The organism is Chroococcidiopsis sp. TS-821, assembly GCF_002939305.1.
GTDB lineage: Bacteria > Cyanobacteriota > Cyanobacteriia > Cyanobacteriales > Chroococcidiopsidaceae > Chroogloeocystis.
In genome coordinates this window covers 1-16531 of the sequence record NZ_MVDI01000012.1, presented here as the reverse complement: position 1 = coordinate 16531, position 16531 = coordinate 1, and the positions used below count along the sequence as shown (strand labels likewise).

The 16531-nt window shown below is 45.0% G+C and carries 14 protein-coding genes; 11 read left to right on the top strand and 3 right to left on the bottom strand.

Features of this window, described 5'->3' with window-relative positions:
- The first annotated feature begins 233 nt into the window (after positions 1–233).
- Positions 234–917, top strand: a complete 684-nt coding sequence (locus B1A85_RS20630) for a general stress protein (RefSeq protein ID WP_104548609.1) — start codon at positions 234–236, stop codon at positions 915–917.
- On the opposite strand, the gene bioF is transcribed toward B1A85_RS20630, so the two are convergent.
- Positions 889–2085, bottom strand: a complete 1197-nt coding sequence (gene bioF / locus B1A85_RS20625) for an 8-amino-7-oxononanoate synthase (RefSeq protein ID WP_104548608.1) — start codon at positions 2083–2085, stop codon at positions 889–891. The genes B1A85_RS20630 and bioF overlap by 29 nt on opposite strands.
- 183 nt (positions 2086–2268) lie before the next feature.
- Here bioF and B1A85_RS20620 point away from each other — a divergent pair, with 183 nt between their 5' ends.
- The 5 genes from B1A85_RS20620 to B1A85_RS20600 all read left to right on the top strand — a co-directional run bounded on the left by B1A85_RS20620 (position 2269) and on the right by B1A85_RS20600 (position 6558).
- Positions 2269–3249, top strand: coding sequence for an ATP-binding cassette domain-containing protein (locus tag B1A85_RS20620; RefSeq protein ID WP_104548607.1), 981 nt, complete (start codon positions 2269–2271; stop codon positions 3247–3249).
- Complete coding sequence (locus B1A85_RS20615; protein WP_104548606.1) at positions 3249–4037, top strand: ABC-2 family transporter protein; 789 nt, start codon at positions 3249–3251, stop codon at positions 4035–4037. Before B1A85_RS20620 ends, B1A85_RS20615 begins: the two co-directional genes overlap by 1 nt.
- A gap of 245 nt (positions 4038–4282) precedes the next feature.
- Positions 4283–5068: an ABC transporter permease gene (locus B1A85_RS20610; protein ID WP_104548605.1), complete on the top strand. Its 786-nt coding sequence runs from the start codon at positions 4283–4285 to the stop codon at positions 5066–5068.
- 11 nt (positions 5069–5079) lie between these two features.
- Positions 5080–5559, top strand: a complete 480-nt coding sequence (locus B1A85_RS20605) for a GNAT family N-acetyltransferase (protein ID WP_104548604.1) — start codon at positions 5080–5082, stop codon at positions 5557–5559.
- Positions 5560–5688: 129 nt separating this feature from the next.
- Entirely contained in the window at positions 5689–6558 is an 870-nt protein-coding gene (locus tag B1A85_RS20600; protein WP_104548603.1) for an aldo/keto reductase, read from the top strand.
- Between the two features lie 34 nt (positions 6559–6592).
- Here the strand turns inward: B1A85_RS20600 and ribBA are convergent, their stop codons facing one another.
- Entirely contained in the window at positions 6593–8296 is a 1704-nt protein-coding gene (ribBA, locus tag B1A85_RS20595) for a bifunctional 3,4-dihydroxy-2-butanone-4-phosphate synthase/GTP cyclohydrolase II (protein WP_104548602.1), read from the bottom strand.
- A 339-nt stretch (positions 8297–8635) separates the two neighbouring features.
- Here ribBA and argC point away from each other — a divergent pair, with 339 nt between their 5' ends.
- Positions 8636–9694: an N-acetyl-gamma-glutamyl-phosphate reductase gene (argC, locus tag B1A85_RS20590; protein WP_104548601.1), complete on the top strand. Its 1059-nt coding sequence runs from the start codon at positions 8636–8638 to the stop codon at positions 9692–9694.
- Between the two features lie 151 nt (positions 9695–9845).
- Here the strand turns inward: argC and eno are convergent, their stop codons facing one another.
- Positions 9846–11135, bottom strand: a complete 1290-nt coding sequence (gene eno, locus B1A85_RS20585) for a phosphopyruvate hydratase (RefSeq protein WP_104548600.1) — start codon at positions 11133–11135, stop codon at positions 9846–9848.
- Between the two features lie 293 nt (positions 11136–11428).
- Between eno and gloA the strand changes: the two genes are divergently transcribed.
- The 4 genes from gloA to B1A85_RS20565 all read left to right on the top strand — a co-directional run.
- Entirely contained in the window at positions 11429–11860 is a 432-nt protein-coding gene (gene gloA, locus B1A85_RS20580; RefSeq protein WP_104548693.1) for a lactoylglutathione lyase, read from the top strand.
- A gap of 9 nt (positions 11861–11869) precedes the next feature.
- Positions 11870–13444 (top strand): iron uptake porin, encoded by a 1575-nt coding sequence (locus B1A85_RS20575; protein WP_104548599.1) that lies wholly within the window; start codon positions 11870–11872, stop codon positions 13442–13444.
- Between the two features lie 48 nt (positions 13445–13492).
- On the top strand, positions 13493–16153 hold the full coding sequence (gene clpB / locus B1A85_RS20570; protein WP_104548598.1) for an ATP-dependent chaperone ClpB: 2661 nt from the start codon (positions 13493–13495) through the stop codon (positions 16151–16153).
- Between the two features lie 261 nt (positions 16154–16414).
- Positions 16415–16531: sugar phosphate nucleotidyltransferase (locus B1A85_RS20565; RefSeq protein WP_148669260.1), on the top strand; the 117-nt coding region annotated here is incomplete at its 3' end.

The following is a 16531-nucleotide window of genomic DNA, read 5'->3' as shown; positions in this document are numbered from 1 at the left end:
TGAAATAATCATCTAAATTAAAATACTCTCATGCAATATCAATTTTCAGTTTGCGTTTTTTCGCAATCCACACAAAAAACTTTGCATATTCAAGACAAAACAAACAGAATAATTTTTGTAAACTTCTTTATTCCTAATTTATCTCTTAAGATTGAGGATTTTTAAGGTGTTAATTTGATAGAAATCTTATTGTTACATCATATAAATTGAAAATATAAGTAAGGCGATAAAACATGGTCAATGATATAAAAAAACGCGCAATTGGTGTATTTTCTAGTTATTTAGATGCAGAAAAAGCAATCAATGATTTGCGCGATCGCGGTTTCTCTATGGATAAAGTTTCGCTCATTGCCCGCGACGAAGCAACTCAAGACGAAATCGCCGGAATTGATGTGAACGAAGTTTTTGAGAACAAAGCTGGTGAAGGCGCAACAGCCGGAGCACTAACAGGTGGTATCCTAGGAGGAATCACAGGCTTACTTGTTGGTTTGGGTAGTCTTGTCGTTCCTGGTGTAGGTCCAGTACTATTTGCTGGAGAAGTTGCTTCAGCGTTAACGAGTGCGATCGCCGGAGGTGCGGTTGGAGTTGTAACTGGTGGTTTATTTGGTGCATTGCTTGGTTTAGGTGTTCCAGAAGAAAGAGCCAGAATTTATAACGAACGAGTAGCGAGTGGGGGTTATTTGGTCATCGTTGATGGTACGACAAAAGACATCATCAACGCCGAAACCATTTTAATGAATCGAGGTATTCAAGAGTACGGCGTCTACGATGTTCCAACTGCTACTGATATGCAAAATCCCGAACATGATGCAACAACTGAGGTACCTCGCAGCACAGAATACCCTCAACCAACTAGCGAAACTGTTACGAGTGACGATCCTCAGGTCATCATTGTCGATCGCCGCGAGCAGATTTAGGTGAAACTATTTCAATAGCGCTCAAACTATCTACAAGTTGCTGGATGTGAGCGAACGTATGCGTCGCCATCAGTGAAATTCGAATCCGGCTTGTGGGTACTGTAGGTGGGCGAATTGCTGGCGCAAAAACCCCAGCATCTTGCAAAGAATTAGCTGCAGTCAAAGCACTCGCAGGACTGGGTAATAATAAGCAAAGAATTGCAGATTCAGACGGGAGTAATTGTAAGTGTGGTAACTGTTGATGTAGGAGTAACTTCAAGTTATCAATGTTACGCCATAGCTGTTGACGTCGTTCGGGTTCTTGCTGAACAATGTGAATTGCGGCTAAAGCTGCTGCTGCGTTTGCAGGTGAAAGTGCAGTAGTATATATCCAACTAGGGGCGCGATTGCGCAAGAAATCAATCAATATTTTGCTTCCAGCAACATAACCGCCTAGACTTCCTAACGCTTTACTGAGCGTACCAACTTGAATTAGCTGACGTTGCGTACAGCCAAAGTGTTCGACACATCCAGCACCGTTTCCTAGTACTCCAGTCGCATGCGCTTCATCGATTAATAGCATACAGTTGTGTTGTTCAGCTAAGTCGAGTAGTTCTGGTAGAGGACACAAATCGCCATCCATACTAAAAACGCTATCAGTCACAATGAGACAACGACGATAGCGATCGCGTTGTTGAAGATGCGTTTGCAGCGACACCAGATCGCAATGCGAATATTCAATTACTGTTGCACCACTGAGAATTGCTCCGCTTTTTAACGATGAGTGATTGTATTGATCCGCTAAAATCAAATCGCGTTTCCCGACAATTGCCGAGATTGTACCAATATTTGCCAGATAGCCGGAACTAAAGACAAGAGCATCTTCCGTTTGTTTAAGCCGTGCGATCGCGCTTTCTAATTCGCGGTGTAATTGGCGATGTCCGCTGAGTAACCGCGACCCTGTAGTGCCTGTACCATATTGTTGTGTCGCACTCATTGCCGCTTGAATTAAGCGATCGTCGCTGGCTAATCCAAGGTAATCGTTACTCGCGAAGTTAATAAGCGATCGCCCGTCGATTTCTACAGTAGCCCCCGAACGTCCTTGGATCGCCTGCACAGTACGATACCAATCGGCTTTGTGGATAGTTGCAAGCGATTGTTCAATCCAGCTGTAAGCGTCACTCGGCATTCTGATTCAAATTTTGATTACTATTGTTCATGGAGAGCAATTTATTCATAAGTTTGCAATTTCTCTAATTTCATTTACTAGCCTCTAATCTAAGCGCTAAATGCAGGCAAGATGCCAACCCACAAGTTCACTAGCCACTAGTCATTGATCGCGCTAACCCCTCACTCCTCGCTCCTAAATTATATGCCCATCATTTCGGCTGAAAGTTTAAGTAAAGTCTATCCTGTCGCTGTCAAAGAACCTGGATTAAAAGGAACCATACAACATTTTTTTCGCCGCACCTATCGCATGGTAGAAGCCGTCAAACAAGTCTCCTTTGAAATTGAACCAGGCGAAGTAGTGGGCTTTTTAGGGGCAAATGGTGCAGGTAAAACGACTACGCTTAAAATGCTGACAGGTTTAATTCACCCTTCTGCGGGGCGCGTGCGAGTTGCAGGATACATTCCCTTTCAACGCAAGCCTGGGTTTTTAAAGCAAATCACGCTCGTCATGGGACAAAAGCAGCAGCTAATTTGGGATTTACCTGCATTAGACACCTTAAAGATCAACGCAGCAATCTATAACCTTTCAGACAAAGAATACCGTCAGCGCGTCGGCGAACTTACAGAAATGCTGTCACTGCAAGGTAAGTTAAACCAACCAGTGCGCAAACTGTCACTGGGGGAACGCATGAAAGCTGAACTGATGGCAGCATTACTGCATCAACCCAAAGTACTATTTTTAGACGAACCAACGCTAGGACTCGATGTTAACGCCCAAGTTGGAGTGCGGGAATTTTTACGCGAATACAACCAAAGATACGGTGCGACGATTTTATTAACGAGTCACTACATGGCGGATATTAGTGCATTATGCGATCGCGTCCTTGTTATCCACCAAGGACAATTGATTTACGATGGCAGTTTAACAGGGTTAATTGATAGATTTGCACCTTATCGCGAAGTACAAGTAGAACTCGCGCAGCCTTTACCCGAAGGAAAGCTGATGCACTACGGTGAAATTAAGTCTGTCGAAGGACAATCAGCACGTTTTCTAGTGCAACGCGAAGCCTTAACCCGCACCGTCGCTCAAATTTTGGCAGAGTTAGAAGTTATCGACTTAACTGTCACCGATCCACCCGTCGAAGAAGTGATCGGTCGTGTCTTTAGCGCTGGTGGTGTGTGATGAATTCAATTATTAAAAAAGCTAGAGTTTTGCTTACCAGCTACTACGCATATATGCTCGAATACCGTGCCGAGCTATTTTTATGGGCTTTGTCTGGTAGCTTACCACTTATTTTAATGGGGGTATGGACACAAGCGGCTCAAAGCGGAGAATTTGGCTTAAGTCCAGAAGATTTTGCGCGTTACTTTCTCACCGTTTTTGTTGTTCGACAATTCACAGTTGTTTGGGTAATTTATGAGTTTGAAAAAGAAGTCGTCGAAGGAAAACTTTCCCCTAGATTATTACAACCAATGGATCCGGTTTGGCATCATGTTGCCTCGCACCTTTCTGAAAGGTTAGCACGTTTGCCATTTGCTTTAGTTTTAGTAGGATTATTTTTCTTTCTTTATCCACAAGCTTTGTGGATACCAAGTCTAAGTAACATTTTCTTATTTATCATTACAGTAATTCTGGCATTTATCCTGCGTTTTCTTATTCAATACACGTTTGCTTTATTTGCCTTTTGGACAGAAAGAGCTAATGCAATTGAAAACTTTTGGTTTTTATTTTATTTGTTCTTTTCGGGTTTAATTGCCCCTTTAGAGATGTTCCCCGAAAATATCCGCAATGTCTTACTATGGACGCCATTTCCTTATTTAATCGACTTCCCTGCATCGCTATTAATTGGTTTGCCTGTGAATTTGTTGCAAGGATTTTTAGTGATGCTGGGTTGGATTGCGTTATTTTTTGTTGTCAATCGCTGGCTGTGGCGAAGAGGATTAAAACAGTATTCGGGAATGGGTGCATAATTGCACTTTTAGTTGGTATTTAATCGAGTAGTGCTGGTGAGAACCAAAGCGAAGTTGCAGGAAGCATCGCTAGTATAATTTATACTGTTTTTCAACTCATTGATGATGCATACTAGTAGAAACAATATCGCTGATAAAGATACGATCGCCTCTCACTTTCCCAATTTGCAATTCACCCTTGAATTGATATATACCGCAATCACTAGTGTCTAGTAAAGTTTCGTTCACTGATAATAACTTGATTTGTGTTAAAACGCTATTTTGAAGTATTACAGCTATTGTGGGGTGCAGCGATCGCTGCTGAATTGGAGTATCGAGTTAACTTCGTCTTAGCAACGCTCACAAGCCTCGGTAATCTTGCAGGTAGTTTATTTAGTCTATTTCTTTTCTACCGAACTGGTTACACATTCCAAGGATGGGCGTGGGAAGAAGCACTAATTGTCCTTGCGATATTTACCATGTTGCAAGGTTTTTCTAGTACATTCTTAGCTCCTAACCTCAACAGCATCGTTAACCACGTTCAACAAGGTACATTAGATTTTATCTTACTTAAACCGATCAGTAGTCAGTTTTGGCTTTCTAGCCATACACTTTCACCGTGGGGACTACCAGATATCATCTTTGGTGGGATTCTTGTCGGTTACGCAGGTGGCAGATTAGGCTTAACACTACAAGACTACCTACTCAGTGCAATTCCTTTACTATTTGGACTTGCTAGCCTCTACAGCCTGTGGTTTATGCTGGGTGCGACTAGCATTTGGTTTGTCAAAATCTACAACGTTACAGAAGTTCTCAGAGGCTTGCTAGAGGCGGGTAGATTTCCCATTGTCGCGTATCCTGTTGCTTACCGCTTTTTCTTTACTTTTGTCGTTCCAGTCACATTTTTAACGACAGTTCCCGCAGAAGCAATGCTGGGGCGTGTGGAGTTAGGCTGGGTGATTGGTGCGGGTGTACTCGCGTTAGCTTTGTTATATATTGCTAGAATTTTTTGGAATTTTGCACTGCGTTTTTACACAAGTGCTTCTAGCTGAATGGAAACGATATGCAGATTCGTCCTGCTACACCTACTGATGTCCCTGCTGTTCTACCCATGGTTGCATCAATCTGCGCTTTGCACGAAACTTGGGACAGCGCTAAATATGGCTTCTTACCCAACCCGCAACAGCGTTATGAGCAATGGTTAATCGCACAGGCTAAAAATGACAAAAGTGTATTTTTAGTTGCTGAGAACGAGCAAACAGGGCAACTGGGAGCTTTTTTAGTCGGTACTGTAGAGCGAGAAATTCCGATTTATCGCTTGCGGGAATTTGGCTTTATTCACGATTTATGGGTAGAACCACAGTATCGTCATGCTGGAGTTGCAAAACAGATGGTGATGTTGGCGATTGAGCATTTTCAACGCATCAAAGTTCAGCAAATTCGGTTGGATACTGCGGCGGCTAACGAAGCAGGGCGAAAATTATTTAGTGCGTGTGGCTTTCGGGTGAGTACTGTGGAGATGTTGATCGAGTTGACAGGATGACATAACGGCTTGACAGAGCCAAGCCCTTAGCGTGATGGATCGAGGATTTACCACAAGATATAGGTATTCAGCTTGGAGATTCGATCGTCTAAGGAAAGTATCATCGCTCATTATGTTAGGAGAGTACCGATGCAAACAACACAACTCGGAAATACTGATGTGACAATCAGTGCGATCGGTTTGGGGGGAATGCCAATGTCTTTGAGTAACCGACCTCCAGAATCGCAAGCGATTGAGGTCATTCATCGCGCTTTGGATTTAGGTGTAACGTTGATTGATACTGCTGATTCTTACTGTAAGGATGAGTCGGATAAGCACCACAATGAACGATTGATTGCTAAAGCGTTACAGCAGTACGAAGGCGATACAAGTAAGGTGACAGTTGCAACTAAAGGTGGTTTGATGCGCCCCAATGGCGATTGGACGCGTAATGGTAATCCAGAACACTTGCGTGAAACCATTCGAGTCAGTTTTGAAGCGTTAGGTGGAAATAAGCCAATTGATGTTTGGCAATATCACGCCCCCGATCCCGACTACACTATTGAGGAAGCACTCACACCTGCTAAAGAAGCTGTAGAATCCGGTTTAATTCGCTTTGTTGGTGTTTCTAACTTCTCGGTAGACCAAATCAAGCAAGCACGCGATGTTGTCGAGATTGTCTCTGTTCAAAATCAGTACAATCCTTGGCATCGTCAGCCAGAATTTGATGGGGTTTTAGAATACTGCGAACAGGAAGGTTTGACGTTTTTGCCGTGGAGTCCTTTAGGTGGAAGTCGGCGCGTCAGTCGTTTAGAAGACATTCCGGCGATCGCAAATCTCGCTCAAGAAAAAGGTGTCTCAGTCTACGCAATTGTTCTCGCCTGGCTGCGCGCTAAGTCACCTTGTGTTGTCCCCATTCCTGGTGCGAGTAAGGTGACAAGTATTGAAGATTCCGTTGCGTCGCTCAATGTGACTTTATCCGCCACTGAAATTCAGCAAGTAGATCGAGCGTCAGCTTAACAGGTAGGGAAAGGGGAATTCCCTTTTCCTTAGCTTACAGTTCTCCAAAACTGTAGATTTTTTGCGTTTCCAGCTTACGGCAAACGCTAGAAGGTAATTGCTCTGCACTTAACTTCTGCCGATCTAGCTGCACCTGTAAGTTAGCCAAGGGGTCGCTACCCGAAGCAACTAAAAATTCAAGCTGGCGAATGTAAGGCAGAGTCACCAAATCATCGAGAATTCGCGCGATCGCTTCCACGTAGGGATGACCACTATTACGATACCAATCTGGTGCGGCAAGATGAGGTTGATCTAATCCTAAATGAACTGTCAGTGAAGGTTTGCCAAAAAGAGCGATCGCAACAGGTCTTGCTTCTTCTTGTAGCAACAAGTTATGCATTTTGACAATATGACGAACTTTCTCTAATCGTTCATAGCGTTCTGTTACGGAGTTGAGTTCGTCGCGCCAGTGAATGGCGACTGTGACAAGGTAAGTTTGTAACAACATATGACCTAGCTTTTGTGCTTTTGTTGCTAGGTAGTTTGAGTTGTAGTCTGTCGCTTCAATCAGTAACGGGACGCGATCGACAACTTCCAAACCATAGCCCTTCAGTCCAGCAATTTTGCGCGGGTTATTGGTAATCAGGCGAATTTGATGAATTCCCAAATCCATCAACATTTGCGCCCCCATACCATAGTTACGCAAATCCGCAGGAAAGCCCAAGCGTTCGTTGGCTTCCACCGTATCCAAGCCCATATCTTGTAACGAGTAAGCTTTTAACTTGTTAATCAGTCCAATTCCGCGACCTTCTTGTCGCAGGTAAACGACAACTCCACTTCCCGCATTTTCGATCATTTTCAACGCCGCTTGCAGCTGCATCCGACAATCGCAGCGCAGTGAACCTAAAGCATCACCTGTTAAGCATTCTGAGTGCATCCGCACCATGACAGGTTGGTTGGCAAAAGTCGCGGGATCGCCTTTGACAATCGCCACGTGTTCGGAGTTATCGAGCGTGTGGCGGTAGCCGTAGATTTGGAAATGTCCAAACTGCGTTGGTAACTGCGTCACCGTTTCACGACGTACCAGGCGATCGTGTTTCAGACGGTAACTGATAAGATCCGCAATACTGATAATTTTTAGGTCGTGGCGCTTGGCATATTCAATCAACTGTGGTAAGCGTGCCATTGAGCCGTCACTATTTTGGATTTCGCAAATCACTCCTGCTGGATAAAGTCCGGCTAAACGTGCTAAGTCTACCGCAGCTTCAGTATGACCCGCGCGTTTTAATACGCCACCTTCGCGCGCGCGGATTGGGAAAATATGACCCGGACGGCGCAAATCTTCGGGACGTGTTGCGGGATTGATCGCTACTTGAATTGTGCGAGCGCGGTCTTCGGCAGAAATACCAGTAGTCACGCCCAAGTGTGGCGCAGCATCAATACTAATCGTAAACGCGGTTTGGTTGGTAAAGGGAGTATTGTGACTTTCTGGAATGGGGATGGTGCTCACCATTAAGGGCAAATCTAATTCATCTAGGCGATCGCCCGTCATCGCTAGACAAATCAACCCCCGTGCTTCCACTGCCATAAAATTAATCGTACTTGGCGTAGCAAATTGCGCGGCGCAGATCAAGTCACCCTCATTTTCTCGGCTTTCATCATCCACCACCACGAGACAACGACCGGCTTTGAGGTCTGCTAACGCTGCTTCTATCGAATCAAACTGAAACGGATTAGAGGTGGTTTTAGGCTGCTGCACAGATAAGTAGACCGTAAACTTTTTTAAAGGAAGCTTTTCCTTGATTGTAGCTCCAATTGGAGTTAAGATATCGCGCTCTCAACGCAATTACCCTGAAGGTAATAGGTGATGGGTAATTGGGTGAACTGAAGTAAGTACTTTATGGATAACATTTTATAGCTTTTGTTGGGCTAATCCCGTTACCGATTACCAATTACCAAGCGCTACCAAAATTTAGTCATTAGCCACTTTTTCCCCAAATCTGCCAAAATTGATGCGCCTAAACTTCTGTTTTAGTACTACAATGCAGCGAAAGCGGATCCTTTTTTCCAATTTGTAAGTGTATAGGAATTTTGCATCATGGGCGATATGGGGCGCGTTTCCGTCGGAATTGTGGGCGCTTCAGGCTACGGCGGGGTGCAGCTAGTACGACTTCTGCAAGATCATCCCAAAGTCGAAATAGCGTATTTAGGCGGCGAGAGTAGTGCGGGCAAAACCTTTGCCGATCTCTATCCGCATTTAGCGCATCAAGTTGACCTTGCCATTGAGCCAGTAGAAACAAGCACAATTGCTGCTCGTTGTCAAGTGGTATTTCTGTCGCTGCCAAACGGTCTTGCCTGTCAAATGACACCCACTTTAATAGAAAAAGGATGTAAAGTACTCGATTTAAGTGCCGATTATCGGTTTTTTGATTTAGAAACTTATAAAAATTGGTATGGAACTGAACGCAGCGATCGCCAAATTGCAGCGAAAGCAGTTTATGGCTTACCGGAACTGTACCGCGATCGCATTGCTAATAGCCAATTGATCGGCTGTCCTGGGTGCTATCCCACTGCGAGTTTACTAGCACTTGCTCCTCTACTCAAGCAAGGGTTAATTGTACCTGAGACTGCGATTATTGACGCGAAATCAGGAACTTCGGGCGGCGGACGTCAAGCAAAAACAGGGTTATTACTCGCCGAAGCCGATAATTCGTTAGCAGCATACGGTGTCGCCCGTCACCGTCATATCCCAGAAATCGAGCAAATTTGCAGCGATTTAGCTGGTCATGAAGTGATGGTACAGTTTACCCCGCATCTGATTCCGATGGTACGCGGCATTTTGGCAACAGTGTACGCAACATTACGCGACCCTGGGTTAGTCCGCGACGACTTGATTACGATCTTCAAAGCCTTTTACCGCAACTGTCCTTGGGTGACGATTTGCAATAGCGGCGTGTATCCGCAAACCAAATGGGCGTGTGGTAGTAATTTATGTTACATCGGCATCGAAGTTGACCAACGCACAGGTAGAGCGATCGTCATGTCCGCGATTGATAACTTGATTAAAGGTCAAGCTGGACAAGCGATTCAGTGCCTAAACATCATGATGGGCTGGGAAGAAACGCTAGGACTACCAAAACTCGCGTTTTATCCTTGAAGAGGAAGGGGTGAGTGGAAGGGTGATGAGTTTTGAGTTATATAGAAAACACTATATTTTCCTCTGCGTCCTCTGCTCCCCTGCCCGCGCCAGTCGCCTCAACGGGGGAAACCCCTGCACGGCACAGGCTCCTCTGCTCCCCTGCTATAATTTATTTCGGTCCCATACCTACTGCACCTGCATAAACGGCGCGATCGCCAAGTTCGTCTTCGATGCGGAGGAGTCGGTTATATTTGGCAACGCGTTCGCTGCGACAAAGAGAACCTGTTTTAATTTGACCGGCGCGAGTAGCGACAGCTAAATCGGCGATTGTTGTATCCTCCGTTTCTCCTGAACGATGACTAATTACCGATCGCAAGCCATTGCGCGTTGCTAAGTCGATTGTTTCTAAAGTTTCAGTCAAGGAACCAATTTGATTGAGTTTAATCAAAATCGCGTTACCAGCTTTTTGTTCGATACCTTTTTGTAAGCGCGTGGGATTCGTCACAAATAAGTCATCGCCGACTAACTGAATGCGATCGCCTATTTTCTGTGTCAACAATTGCCAATGTTGCCAATCGTCTTCGTGCAAACCATCTTCAATCGATACAATTGGATATTGCGTGGCTAATTGAGCAAGATAATCAACTAACTCGGTTGGTGTATGAACGGCGCCGTCGTAAACGTATTGCCCATCTTTGTAAAACTCACTTGCAGCAACATCAAGTGCTAAAGCAACTTGTTCGCCAGGTTTGTAACCGGCTTTTTCAATTGCTGCTATCAATAGTTCCAGCGCGACCTGATTTGACTCTAAGTTAGGTGCAAAGCCACCTTCATCACCCACACCTGTTAGTAAACCCTTATCGTCTAGAACTTTGCTCAACGTCGCAAACACTTCAGCACCCCAGCGCAAGGCTTCTCGAAAAGAAGGCGCACCGATTGGCACAATCATAAATTCTTGAAAATCGACGTTATTAGCCGCGTGCGCACCACCGTTAATCACGTTCATCAGAGGTACAGGAAGTAAATTAGCTAAAGGACCTCCCAAATAACGATACAACGGCAAGCCCAAAGATTCAGCACCCGCTTTGGCAGTTGCCAGCGACACGGCGAGAATCGCATTTGCACCAAGATTTGCTTTATTCGGCGAACCATCCAAGGAGATCATCGTGCGATCGATAACTTCTTGGTTCAAGGCGTCCAAATCCATTAACTCTGGGGTAATTTTCTCCTTCACATTTTCGACAGCTTTTAGTACCCCTTTACCGCCATAGCGACTTTTATCATCATCGCGTAGTTCATGAGCTTCAAAAGTTCCCGTTGAAGCACCACTAGGAACTTGTGCAATTCCAACAACGCCACTGAGTAAGCGAACTTCAGCTTCTATTGTCGGACGTCCCCGCGAATCAAGAATTTCACGGGCAGTAATATTTTCAATTGCAGTTTCTAACGTGTCAATCATCCTCTCTGGCACCTCGAATTAATTATGGGTAATAGGTAGTGGGTAATAGCTCTAAGATTTCAATAACCAATTCCCGATCGCCAATGACCAACCAATTACCAACTTTGTCAATTTATTGATGCTACGGTCAAGTTTGATAGTTAGGATAGGGGTTTAGATCACTTTTTTGGGTTGCGAGATCGGACTTTGGCGATCAGTTCTATCCTCCTAGCTTGCGCTGCATTTGTTGTATCACTCCTCTAGACGTGCTAGCTGCGCTCTTTACAATGAAAAAAGGACATCAGGAGTTTGTCATGAGATTACTACACACAATGTTACGCGTCGGGAATTTGGAAGAATCGCTGAAATTTTACTGTGATATTTTAGGCATGAAACTACTGCGGAAAAAAGATTATCCTGGCGGCGAGTTTACGCTAGCATTTGTCGGTTACGGCGACGAATCAGACCACACCGTCTTGGAGCTGACTTATAACTGGGGTACGGATAAATACGACTTAGGCGATGCTTATGGTCATATTGCCATTGGTGTTGACGATATTTATGGTACTTGTGAGGAAATTAAAGATCGTGGCGGTAAAGTTGTCCGCGAACCAGGACCAATGAAACACGGTTCTACAGTGATTGCTTTTGTAGAAGATCCCAACGGGTATAAAGTAGAGCTTATTCAACTGGGTACTCAAGGAACTACAGAACAAGCAGAACAACCGCAGTTAGTATCTCAGTAGTACTTCGCCATGCCAAAGTGGTGGACTGCTTGGTACTGGTTAACTGGAATGACAAGTTGGGCGGTGTTGAGCCAAACTGTGCCAGTTAGCGCTAACCCTGTGCCGCTGGTACAGACACAAATTCCCTATGCGGTTGCTAGTTGTCAGGAAATCTCACCTGAAAGTGGAAACTCTACAACAGCCTTGATGACCCGCATCCCTGCTGTGCGTGAGTTAGTTGATGAAATAGCACCAAGCGATTGGGAAGTGCAGGCAATGCTTTCGCTGGCTTCGCGCTATGGTGTTCTGATTGGATTGAGCGATCGCACGTTTCGCGGCGATCGCCCACTTTCACGTTATGAATTTGCGGCGGCGCTGAATCAAGTTCTCAATCAAGTCAATACACTCATCGCCAGTGAAGCGGTGCAAGTAAGTCAAGAAGATTTGACGATACTACAGCGGTTGCAAAGAGAATACAATTCAGTACTACAAGAAACGAACGCTCGACTTGACACGATCCAGAGTCGCACAAACCTCTTAGAATCTAGCCAGTTTTCCACCACAACAAAGCTGAATGGCGAAGTTATTGTGGGCTTTACCGATGGTACGGATGCAAACGCTGCGGTAGTTTCTAGACAGCGACTGAATTTATTAACAAGTTTTGCGGGACGCGATCTTTTGCTAACACAACTCGAAGCGGGTAATCGCGGACAAGATGCAGTTTCTGTCGCGCACAACCGCGAACAAAATCTTTTGGGAACAAGTGGTTTACTCGCTGATGGTGGGGGCTTAGCGTACGCGGAGATTGACGATCGTCTGCGGTTGCGGCGACTTTATTACACATTTCGTCCGAGTAACGACTTGGCAGTTACACTAGGAGCGAAAATGTCTCCGAGTGATTTTATTGACCGCAATCGCTTTGCAAATAATCCGGCTGTTGATTTTAGCTCCAGCTTTTTGATAAATAATCCGTTGATTATCCAAAATCAGATTGACCGCGAAGGTGGTGCAGGTGCAGCGGTGGCGTGGAATATCAACGGCGGTGCGTTTACGGTGCGATCGCTTTACATCGCAGCGGATAGTCATCAACCTAATTCAACAACCCTTACTCAAGGAGGATTGTTTAGCGATCGCTATCAAGGCAGTGTGGAATTGGAATATTCTTCTAGTGCTAACTTAGCCGTACGACTGCAATATACTAATGCTGTGATTAACAACACCGATATTCAAGCTGCGGGGATCAACGCTGAATATGCTTTCAATCGCAATGCTGCGGTTTATGGACGCTTCGGCTTTGGCAGCTATCAAGGGTTTAACACTGCTATTGCGCAAGAACTTGACCTAAATCCTAGCGCGTGGGCAGTTGGTTTAACCGTACGCAATTTAGCAATTCCTGGAACAATTGCCGGAATTGCTTTTGGTCAACCTTTTATTGAAAGGGATCTAGGTAATGCTACTCAAACAAATGTCGAAGCATTCTACAATTTGACTCTAAGCGAAAATATTAGTGTTACTCCTGCCCTGCAACTCGTGAAATACGCAAACAACGACCGTTCCAGCGGCACCATTTGGCAAGGTACTCTGCGCACAGTATTTTCTTTTTAACTAAAATCTCCTATCTCAAAGCCTACATCATAATAATAAATCGTCAAAATGCAGCCTACCGATCCTAGTAAGTTCACTGATAAAGCTTGGGAAGCCATCGTTCAATCGCAAGATGTGACTCGTCGCTTCCAACAACAACAGATGGAAGTCGAACATCTGATGATCGCCCTCTTAGAAGATCAAAAAGGGATAGCACACCGGTTTCTCAATCGTTCTGGTGTCGAAGCTACACAAGTTCTCCAACAACTCGAAGCCTTTACCAAACGCCAACCTAAGTTTTTAGGAAAAGCTGACCAACTGTATCTCGGTCGCGCCCTCGACGTTATGCTCGATCGCGCCGAGGCGGCTAGAGTGGCAATGGAAGATAGCCTAATTTCGGTTGAACATTTTTTGCTAGCCTTTGCTGATGACGAGCGAATCGGTCGCCGTTTATTTCGAGGGTTAAACTTAGATAAAGCAAAACTAGAGGCTGCAATTAAAGCAATTCGAGGTAGCCAGAAAGTAACCGATCCTACTCCTGAAGCCCGCTATGAAGCTTTAACCAAATATGGGCGCGACCTCACCGAACAAGCAAAAGCAGGTAGACTTGACCCCGTGATTGGACGCGATGACGAAATTCGGCGGGTGATTCAGGTATTGTCGCGTCGTAGTAAAAATAATCCTGTGTTGATTGGCGAACCTGGTGTTGGTAAAACTGCGATCGCCGAAGGTTTAGCGCAACGAATAATTAATGGCGACGTTCCCGAATCGCTGAAAAACCGCCAATTAATTGCCTTAGATATTGGTAGTTTAATTGCGGGTGCTAAATATCGCGGTGAATTTGAAGACCGCTTGCGAACTGTATTACGCGAAGTCACCGATTCCAACGGTCAAATTGTCTTATTTATCGACGAATTACATACCGTTGTTGGTACGGGTGGAACGACGCAAGGCGCGATGGATGCGGGAAATTTACTTAAACCGATGCTCGCCCGCGGCGAACTACGTTGTATTGGCGCAACGACTTTAGACGAGTACCGTAAATACATCGAAAAAGATGCGGCTTTAGAACGCCGTTTTCAACAAGTTTTTGTCGATCAACCTTCAGTAGAAACAACAATCTCAATTTTGCGGGGACTCAAGCAACGTTACGAGGTGCATCACAGCGTTAAAATTACTGATTCAGCCCTCGTTGCAGCGGCGACACTTTCCAATCGTTACATCAGCGATCGCTTCTTACCCGATAAAGCCATCGATTTAGTCGATGAAGCGGCGGCGCAATTAAAAATGGAAATTACCTCCAAGCCGTCAGAAGTTGAAGCAATCGATCGACGGTTGATGCAGCTAGAAATGGAAAAGCTGTCGGTTGCAGGTGAAGACCAACGCGCGGCGAAAAATCGCGAACGTTTAGAACGCATCGAGCAAGAAATCACCGCACTCAAAGCCAAACAGCAGGAACTCAATGCGCAATGGCAAGGTGAAAAACAACTTCTCGATGCTATTAGTGCTTTGAAGAAAGAAGAAAATGCACTGCAAGTCCAAATCGAACAAGCCGAACGCGCGTACGATCTAAATAAAGCAGCGCAGCTTAAGTATGGAAAACTCGAAGGAGTCCGCCGCGATCGCGAAGCTAAAGAAACGATGCTGATCGATTTGCAAGCGCGTGGTTCAACGCTGCTGCGCGAAGAAGTCACCGAAGCCGATATTGCAGAAATTGTCGCTAAATGGACGGGAATTCCCGTTAACCGCCTATTAGCATCCGAACGACAAAAACTCTTGCAACTCGAAAGTCATTTACACGAGCGCGTCATCGGACAATCCGAAGCTGTATCAGCGGTATCAGCTGCGATTCGCCGCGCGCGCGCCGGAATGAAAGACCCTGGTCGTCCGATTGGTTCGTTCTTGTTTATGGGACCTACAGGGGTAGGAAAAACTGAACTCGCCCGTGCTTTAGCTGAGTTTCTCTTTGATTCGGATGATGCTTTGGTACGCTTAGATATGTCCGAGTACATGGAAAAACACTCGGTTTCGCGTTTAGTTGGCGCGCCTCCAGGGTACGTTGGATACGAAGAGGGAGGACAACTTTCTGAAGCAATTCGTCGTCGTCCTTATTCAGTGGTGCTATTAGATGAAGTTGAAAAAGCTCACCCAGATGTTTTTAATATCTTGTTGCAAGTTCTTGATGACGGACGTATCACCGATTCGCAAGGCAGATTAGTCGATTTTCGCAACACCGTGATTGTGATGACGAGTAACATCGGTAGCGAGCATATTCTAGATGTGTCCGGTGACGATAGCAAGTATGAAGTTATGCACAAACGCGTTATGGATGCGTTGCGATCGCACTTTCGTCCAGAGTTTCTCAATCGCGTTGATGATATTATTCTGTTCCATACGCTCAACCGCAACGAACTCGGACAAATTATTCGCATTCAACTCAAGCGCGTCCAAAAACTTTTAGCCGAACAAAAACTTGGCTTAGAGTTAACTCCAGCGGCTGAAGCCTATTTAGTAGATGTTGGTTACGATCCAGTTTACGGTGCTCGTCCTCTCAAGCGTGCCATCCAGCGCGAACTCGAAAATCCACTTGCGACTAAATTATTAGAAAATGCCTTTGATGAAGGAGAAACAATTCTAGTTGACTATCTTGATGGTAGTCTTACTTTTAATTCGCAAGGAAAAACTCACAGCGATCGCTCAGTACTTACCGAAGCCACTCGCGGAAATTAATTCATTCGAATCGCACAATAATTAGTAGGCTTTGGGGGAAGACCACAGCCTATTTTTTTTGCACCTTCAGGTAATGCAATGCAGATTTTTTAATATCTTGCTAGTTTTAATACTTTACATTTTCACCAAATTTTTAGAGAAAACGCTCATTGTTCACGCATTCTTTACGGTTTCATCCATAACCTCCGCATTAGTATAGGTACGTAGAAAGTTAAGTTTACGAATTACGCCTAGCTCTAATAAAAAACTATAGGAAAACCAATGAAAGCGGTAATACTAGCAGGGGGATTGGGGACAAGGATCAGTGAAGAGACAACAATCAAACCGAAGCCGATGGTAGAGATCGGGGGCAAGCCAATCTTGTGGCACATCATGAAA

Bases quoted from the DNA above. Each gene is read 5' to 3' on its own strand.
- B1A85_RS20575 (WP_104548599.1), top strand. From the start codon at position 11,870: ATGCCAAAGTGGTGGACTGCTTGGTACTGGTTAACTGGAATGACAAGT.
- bioF (WP_104548608.1), bottom strand. From the start codon at position 2,085: ATGCCGAGTGACGCTTACAGCTGGATTGAACAATCGCTTGCAACTATC.
- B1A85_RS20615 (WP_104548606.1), top strand. From the start codon at position 3,249: ATGAATTCAATTATTAAAAAAGCTAGAGTTTTGCTTACCAGCTACTAC.
- B1A85_RS20605 (WP_104548604.1), top strand. From the start codon at position 5,080: ATGCAGATTCGTCCTGCTACACCTACTGATGTCCCTGCTGTTCTACCC.
- B1A85_RS20600 (WP_104548603.1), top strand. From the start codon at position 5,689: ATGCAAACAACACAACTCGGAAATACTGATGTGACAATCAGTGCGATC.
- clpB (WP_104548598.1), top strand. From the start codon at position 13,493: ATGCAGCCTACCGATCCTAGTAAGTTCACTGATAAAGCTTGGGAAGCC.
- B1A85_RS20630 (WP_104548609.1), top strand. From the start codon at position 234: ATGGTCAATGATATAAAAAAACGCGCAATTGGTGTATTTTCTAGTTAT.
- eno (WP_104548600.1), bottom strand. From the start codon at position 11,135: ATGATTGACACGTTAGAAACTGCAATTGAAAATATTACTGCCCGTGAA.
- argC (WP_104548601.1), top strand. From the start codon at position 8,636: ATGGGCGATATGGGGCGCGTTTCCGTCGGAATTGTGGGCGCTTCAGGC.
- B1A85_RS20620 (WP_104548607.1), top strand. From the start codon at position 2,269: ATGCCCATCATTTCGGCTGAAAGTTTAAGTAAAGTCTATCCTGTCGCT.
- gloA (WP_104548693.1), top strand. From the start codon at position 11,429: ATGAGATTACTACACACAATGTTACGCGTCGGGAATTTGGAAGAATCG.